Origin of the sequence: Microcoleus sp. S13_B4, assembly GCF_036700885.1 — a bacterium.
GTDB lineage: Bacteria > Cyanobacteriota > Cyanobacteriia > Cyanobacteriales > Microcoleaceae > Microcoleus.
The window spans coordinates 22,631-29,616 of record NZ_JAUBPU010000039.1; the positions used below are offsets into that span (position 1 = coordinate 22,631).

Here is a 6,986-nt window from a genome sequence, read left to right on the forward strand (position 1 = left end):
GTCGCGCAGTGGCAGAGGGCGAAGGCATACCAACATCAGCACAGATTGATTCTCGGGACTATTCTTGGGGCTTTTGGCCAGTTGTCCCCCTCTATCCCTACAGCAAGCGGCGCACCATCCGCAAGGAAATAGTCAAGGACACAATCTGGACTTTTGACCAGCTACAAGGCATTTTCTACGTTGTCGTCCCGATTCGGATGACAGTAATTAAATTAGAACCCGAAGGCCTTCTCGTCTACGCCCCCGTTGCACCGACTCCTGAGTGCATCCGCTTGGTAAAGGAGTTAGTAGCGGAGCACGGCGAGGTTAAGTACATCCTGCTGACAACGGTTTCGGGCATCGAGCACAAAGTTTTTGTCGGCCCCTTTGCGAGGAGTTTTCCCCAAGCGCAGGTGTTGGTCGCCCCGCAGCAGTGGAGTTTCCCGGTGAATTTGCCGCTGAGTTGGCTGGGTTTGCCCGCAAAACGCACCTCTGTACTGCCCTTTGACAGCAGCAACACGCCGTTAGCCGATCAATTTGACTGGGCAATTCTCGGCCCCCTCGACCTCGGTTTGGGCAGATTTGCTGAAGTTGCGTTATTTCACAGACGATCGCGCACGCTGATGTTAACAGATTCCATAGTTTCCATTCCTGAAAATCCGCCCGCGATCGTCCAACTCGACTCGTACCCGCTGCTGTTTCACGCCAAAGACAGCGCCTTGGAGACGGTGGCAGACACCCACGAAAATCGGCGCAAAGGGTGGCAGAGAATCGCCTTATTTGCCATGTATTTTACGCCTAGCGTGCTGGAAGTGCCGCCGTGGTCGGAGGTATTTGCCAAGGCACGAGAAGCGCCAGAACGCTCTAGGAAAGCTTATTTCGGGTTGTATCCGTTCAAGTGGAAAAAACATTGGGAGCGATCTTTTGAGGCTTTGCGGGGAGGAGGGCGGTTGTTTGTCGCGCCGATTTTGCAGACTTTGATTCTCAACCGCGCGCCCAGGGAAACTCTCGATTGGGTGGATAAAGTGGCGAGTTGGGACTTTCAAAGAATTGTACCTTGTCACTTCGATGGTGCGATCGACTCCCGGCCGCGTGAATTTCGGCAAGCATTCTCATTTCTGGAAAAACATTCGCCTGTTAATTCCTTACCCGAAGACGATTTTAAATTGCTCAGGCAGATTGATGCGGGTTTGAATAAAACTGGTTTGGTTCCCCCTGCGAAAGACAAGGTTTAATCTTACATCTTGCACCATTGTTAAGAACAGGCAAGATGCCTGTTCCACAAAACTCAATGTTATTGTGGAACCAGGGTAAACGCATCTAAATTAATTTGACAAAAACGTGAATGTGTGCATTACTAAATAACTAAAAAAACCTTCTTAAAATTCTTAATTTTAACCCGACCTGAGTAGATTAAATGTGAACCTTAAGATTTTCTGAACTTCTTAAAGCTGGATAATTTTCCTTCTTAGATAGGTGTTAGATTTCGCTCATTAACTGGCAGAGTTTAAAATTTGAACTAAATAATTATTATCCATTGTCGCTCGATACCGTTTCATTTTTAGACTTTGTTTAGAAGTTTTTTCTTGCTTTAGTAAATTTATAGCTAACCGACGTAGGAGAGCAAAATTTTCGGGAGAATGATCTTTGCGAATGCGACTCTTGTCTTCAGAAAATGTAACATCTAATATCCAATGTAAGCTATTTTCAATGCCCCAATGACTGCGAATCGCCCCAGCAATTTTTTCAGCATTACTGCTTAAACTACTCAAGTAAAAACGAGCTTCAGTCGTGGTTTTATTCCACAGCCGTCGTTCACTAACTATCATGACAACTGTTTTTAATCCAGTCCATAATGCTTGATTATAGAGAGGTGGTAACTCAGATACATCAACAGTCCACACCTGTCTTTTTTCCACTCGATGATGTCCAGCTTCTACTTGTTTATGATAGTTATACTCTCTACCTAGATAATCTGATTTTTTGGCTAATTCAAACCATTCTTTTACGGCTTTATACAGGAGTGGTTGATTTCCTTTTAAAGCTACAATATAATCTCCTTTTTTCTTGACAATCAGAGAGGTTATGTCTTTTTGACATCCCATAGCATCGATGGTTATTACACTTCCGGCAATTTCTAACATTTCTATTAATTCCGGAATGGCTGTCAGCTCGTTAGATTTTTTATGGACTTTTTTTTGTCCTAAAACCAATTGATGAGATGAAGACCAGGCAGTAACTATATGTAGCGCTTTTTGCTGGTTATTTCGGTCATAAGATTGTTTCAGTGTTTTGCCATCAATGGCAATCACGTTTAGTTCTAATTCCCCGACTATCGCATTTACCCAACTCAAAAAACATTCTTGAAACTGCTGCGGTTCAATTCGGGCAAAGACTCGACTAAATGTGTCATGAGATGGTATACCATTTGGTAATTCTAGAAAGCTTTTTAACCATTCATATTTGGAGTTACCATAGGCTTCTATTGCCACCCATCCGTCTGCACCGCTGATGATAGCTAGAATTGCAATCGCTATAATATCTTTGAGTAAGTGTTCTTTACTTCTTTCTATCCTTGGGTCGTTCAAATTGGCAAAATGTTCTAAAAAACTGGCATTTAAAATATTCATTGAAGGCAATGAATCTGTTTGTTTTTGTTGGTAAGTTACAGCTTTACTAAAACCTCTGGCCATTGATAGCACCCATAAACTACAACAAGCTACATTGAAATTTAGTCGGATTTAACTGTAGCATATTTTGGGTGAAAGTTAAGATGCGTTTACCCTGATTGTGGAACGGGCCGAAGATCCCGTTTCTAAACAGCTAATTGAGAAGAGTGCAACATCTCAGTTTAATCAGATATCTGTAGGGATACGGCAATGCCCATTTGTGTCAACAGAAGGAAGAAGTCATTAGTCTGTAGGGCTGGGTTTTACGAGCCAAATAGAACTGCCAACCCAAATACATATAAAGCCGCCCCCGCCAACTGAATTACTAAACAGTCATTAGTCTGAAGAAAAAACAGCGATCGATTTGAGATGCTAGACTTTGAATTTTTCACTGCCAAGGTTATCAAAAAGTTAAAAATTTAGTAGAGGATCTCAGATATAATACACTTCAACCATTTTTGACCTCTTCTTATCTCTGAATTCTCTTTCTCTGGGCCCTCTGCGCCCTCTGTGGTTCATTTAAAAAAAATCTCAAAAATAAATGATTGATACTTGCGATATAACATTCTTAACACCCTTCCTTCAATCTAAAATCTAAAATCTAAAATCCCATGACCCGCCACCTTCTCAAAGCTAACTGCAAAACTGTACACTTGGGCGGTTTTTCTCCGAAGATCGAACCTGCTTTAAGGGTGGATTCGGGCGATCGCATCGATATCGAAACCTATTCAGGATATTATGTTGCTGACAAGGCCCCGCCCGAATTTCTCACCCCCGAATTTTTAGATATTTGTCAGAATTTGCCTCCCAACCGCAAAGTTGGCCCCGGGCCCCACTTGCTAACAGGCCCAATTTATGTTAACAATGCCGAACCGGGAGACGTTTTAGAAATTCACATTGAGGATGTTTACCCGAGTTTACCAGTCGGATTTAATGCAATTCGCGCCGGAGGGGGAGCATTACCTGAGTATTTCCCCGAACCTAAATTGCGGTTTATTCCGCTAGATTTACAGCAAAAAACTGCTGAATTCCCCCCAGGTAGCCGCCTTGGGATTCCCCTGCATCCTTTTTTTGGAATTATCGGCGTTGCCAATGCCGAAATCAACCGTTCTTCTATTCCTCCAGAGCGGTACGGCGGCAATATGGACAATCAGGAACTCCAAGCAGGAACGCGGTTATTTTTACCTGTTTTTCTGCGTGGCGGTTTACTGTCCATCGGCGACGGACATTCGGCACAAGGAGACGGTGAAGTTGACGGTACTGCTATAGAAACTTCGATGAACGGGACTATTCAAATCATCTTACGCAAGGATTTTTTTCTGATATTTCCGTTTGCAGAAACGCCCACTCATGTTGTGATTATGGGATTCGGTAGAACATTAGATGAAGCGTTTGAGATGGCGGTAAAACAGACGGTTTATTGGCTGCAAAAGTTTGCAGGTTTCAAAGAAGAAGAGGCTTATGTTTTGTGTTCCATCTCAGTAAATTTTCGGATTACGCAGGCTGTCAACAATCCCCAAAAAGGAGTTCACGGAATGATGCCCAAGTGTATTTTGCCGGAGGTGAAAATTATTGATCACCGAGTTTGAGGTAAAATGATAACACGCGCTCAACCAAAAAATTAGGATCGCGATCGCACAAACTACACAAATTTGTCACTGCTGCGGTCGATCGGGATCGCGCTCCTGTTGACAATTAACCTTAAAATGGGATAAGTTACCAATTCTACCTAAATCGAACTCAACATGAAAAACCAGACTGACGATGTTGCCAAAAAAGATTTAGTCGATCGAGCTTTTGGGAGTGCAGAAATACCAGATCCGACAGCGTGGGTGCACGAACATTATTTTCTGGCTAATTTCGCCTCTACTCTGGCCCATATCCAAGAACATATGTCTGAAGACAGTTGCGAAATCGGCGAGAATGGTGACTCGGGCGAGGGGATATTATCGATCGATGCCACAATTAGAGATATGTTGAGAGCTACTTTTAGCGACGACGGCTGGCAGTATGTCGAAAGTTTATTGTGAGTTTGGTACAATCCCTAAGTATTTGTACCTTCATAACTTGAGTTCGTAAATGATACCAGTTTCACAAAAGAATGCAACTGTAGCTGGGTGATCTAAACCCTTAGATCATTCGTTATCCCCAATTTTTTAATCTCAAACATCAAATCTCAAATAAGATCACTTTTTTCTCCCAAGACAGACTCGCAAATCAGAGTGGCTGCGTGCATTTCCACCCCAATTTGAAGTAAATTTGACTATTGTGATGTAGGATACTTTAGATGGGGGGGAAATTACTGTCGCTAGGAATTTCGATCGATCGCAAAAACGCCGCACTTTCTTCCGGCAAAGCAGTATTGATAAACATCCCGCTGCCCAACTCAAACCCAGCTTGCTTGGTGACTCTGGGAATAATTGCGATATACCAGTGAAAGTATTTTGTTGCCCGTTGGGCGATCGGCACCGATCGAATATTATAGTTGTAATCGGGATTGTTCAATCCGTAATAAAACTTAGCTAGTACAGTTTTAACAGTCTCAGCAAGATCCGTAATTTCCGCATCAGTAATCTCATCAAACGAAGAGGAATGCCGGCGGGGAAAAATCCAAGTGTGAAACGGTGAAAGTGCAGCGTAAGGGATAAACGCCACAAAATGTTCACTCTCAAAAATTACTCTTTCTCCTGCCGCTAATTCATCTTCCAAAGTCCGGCAAAACAGACATTCTCCCGTGTCGTCAAAATATCTAATAGCTTCGTCGATGCGGCTGCGAAATTGGCTGGGTACAACGGGCGTCGCTGCTATCTGCGAGTGGGGGTGTTCGAGAGAAGTTCCGGCACTTTCCCCGTGATTTTTGAAGATAATAATTGTTTCAATGTAGGGATTTTTTCTAATTTCTACATAGCGCTGGCGGTATACTAAAAGTATGTTTTCAACTTCTTCAACCCTCAACAAAGCTGTCGTCAAATCGTGTCGCGGGTGCTCGACAATTACCTCGTGAATGCCGATTCCCGCCATCGTGCGGTGAATTCCAGATGATATCCTCATCCATTTGGCTGTCGGGGAGAGGGCGGGATATTTGTTGTGAATTGCCCGGACTTTCCAGCCAGTGCGATCGCCCAAACGGCAAGTTTCTAAGGTTCCGTCTTCCTCATTTCCCACGCAAAACGGGCAATCGGCACGGTGTGGTGGCACTGCTGCTGTCCACTTTTTTTTGTTAGCGAATTGATCCGGTCTTGTCGCCCGTTCGGTGGCGATGATTACCCAATCTCTGGTAATTAGATTTTGTCTAAGTTCAGACATTTTCTTACCTTCAGTTTCCGGGTCAATTTGTCTCTTATTTTAGATACATGATTTGTGATTTGTCATCGCTTTTTTGTAAAATCTTAATAAATCTTGACTTTTAAATTTCCGGCTTGTAGTCTGCTAGATACCAGAATTATTCAATAATTATGGTGTCTAAAGTGGGTAAAGCTAATAGCAGTTTGAACAAGTGAAAAAGAATTGTAAAATCGTTGCTAAATTCAAATCATCCGCGTGGATCAGCGCTTAAATTTTCTCACCAAGCCATTCCCTCCCCCTCGCCAACAACTCGTCCAAACTTTCCACTGGCCAAAACCGCACCTTTCCATCCAGCGAACCAGTTATTAAAGACTTCCCGTCCCGACTAAAACAAATACTATAAATCGGACTTGTTAACTCCACAAAATCTGCCTCACCTTTGAGCAAATTGCCCTTATAGCCGCTAAAGTCCGCCAGTAAACTCCCCTGCAAGTCCCACAATTTGGCTTTGCCGTCTTGTGATGCAGTGGCGATCGTATCTCCTGTGGGGCTAAAACAGACACTTGTTACCAAGTTATTATGTCCGCTGAATGTTACCAAGCAGTTTCCCTGCAAGTCCCACAATTTGGCTGTGCGGTGTGACGCAGTGGCGATCGCCTCTCCTGTGGGGCTAAAACTGACACTTCTTACCCTCCTATTATGTCCGGTGAATGTTACCAAGCAGTTGCCTTGCAAGTCCCACAATTTCGCAGTTTTGTCATATGAAGCAGTAGCGATCCTATCTCCTGTCGGGCTAAAACTGACACTTCTTACCCAGGTTTTATGTCCGGTGAATGTTACCAAGCAGTTGCCTTGCAAGTCCCACAATTTCGCGGTTTTGTCTGTGGAGGCAGTAGCGATCACATCCTCTGTGGGGCTAAAACTGACACTTGTTACCCAGGTATTATGTCCGGTGAATGTTACCAAGCAGTTGCCCTGCAAGTCCCACAATTTGGCTGTTTTGTCTGTGGAGGCAGTAGCGATCGCATCCCCTGTGGGGCTAACACAGACACT

6 protein-coding genes are annotated in these 6,986 nt (G+C 43.8%); 3 read left to right on the top strand and 3 right to left on the bottom strand.

Annotation, left to right across the window (positions count from 1 at the left end):
* The first annotated feature begins 8 nt into the window (after window positions 1–8).
* On the top strand, window positions 9–1,214 hold the full coding sequence (locus QT994_RS18905) for a DUF4336 domain-containing protein (RefSeq protein WP_333177031.1): 1,206 nt from the start codon (window positions 9–11) through the stop codon (window positions 1,212–1,214).
* 258 nt (window positions 1,215–1,472) lie between these two features.
* Here the strand turns inward: QT994_RS18905 and QT994_RS18910 are convergent, their stop codons facing one another.
* Window positions 1,473–2,672, bottom strand: coding sequence for an ISAs1 family transposase (locus QT994_RS18910; RefSeq protein WP_333177034.1), 1,200 nt, complete (start codon window positions 2,670–2,672; stop codon window positions 1,473–1,475).
* Between the two features lie 587 nt (window positions 2,673–3,259).
* Between QT994_RS18910 and QT994_RS18915 the strand changes: the two genes are divergently transcribed.
* Window positions 3,260–4,237 (top strand): acetamidase/formamidase family protein, encoded by a 978-nt coding sequence (locus QT994_RS18915; RefSeq protein WP_333177037.1) that lies wholly within the window; start codon window positions 3,260–3,262, stop codon window positions 4,235–4,237.
* 156 nt (window positions 4,238–4,393) lie between these two features.
* Window positions 4,394–4,678, top strand: a complete 285-nt coding sequence (locus QT994_RS18920) for a hypothetical protein (protein WP_333177039.1) — start codon at window positions 4,394–4,396, stop codon at window positions 4,676–4,678.
* A 253-nt stretch (window positions 4,679–4,931) separates the two neighbouring features.
* Here QT994_RS18920 and galT read toward each other — a convergent pair whose 3' ends face one another.
* Window positions 4,932–5,954 carry a galactose-1-phosphate uridylyltransferase gene (galT, locus tag QT994_RS18925; protein ID WP_333177042.1) on the bottom strand — a complete coding sequence of 341 codons (1,023 nt, stop codon included), beginning with the start codon at window positions 5,952–5,954 and terminating at the stop codon, window positions 4,932–4,934.
* Between the two features lie 246 nt (window positions 5,955–6,200).
* On the bottom strand, window positions 6,201–6,986 hold a 786-nt coding region (locus QT994_RS18930), incomplete at its 5' end, for a WD40 repeat domain-containing protein (RefSeq protein WP_333177044.1).

Coding starts and splice junctions, on each gene's coding strand:
- QT994_RS18910 (WP_333177034.1), bottom strand. CDS start 2,672: ATGGCCAGAGGTTTTAGTAAAGCTGTAACTTACCAACAAAAACAAACA.
- QT994_RS18920 (WP_333177039.1), top strand. CDS start 4,394: ATGAAAAACCAGACTGACGATGTTGCCAAAAAAGATTTAGTCGATCGA.
- galT (WP_333177042.1), bottom strand. CDS start 5,954: ATGTCTGAACTTAGACAAAATCTAATTACCAGAGATTGGGTAATCATC.
- QT994_RS18915 (WP_333177037.1), top strand. CDS start 3,260: ATGACCCGCCACCTTCTCAAAGCTAACTGCAAAACTGTACACTTGGGC.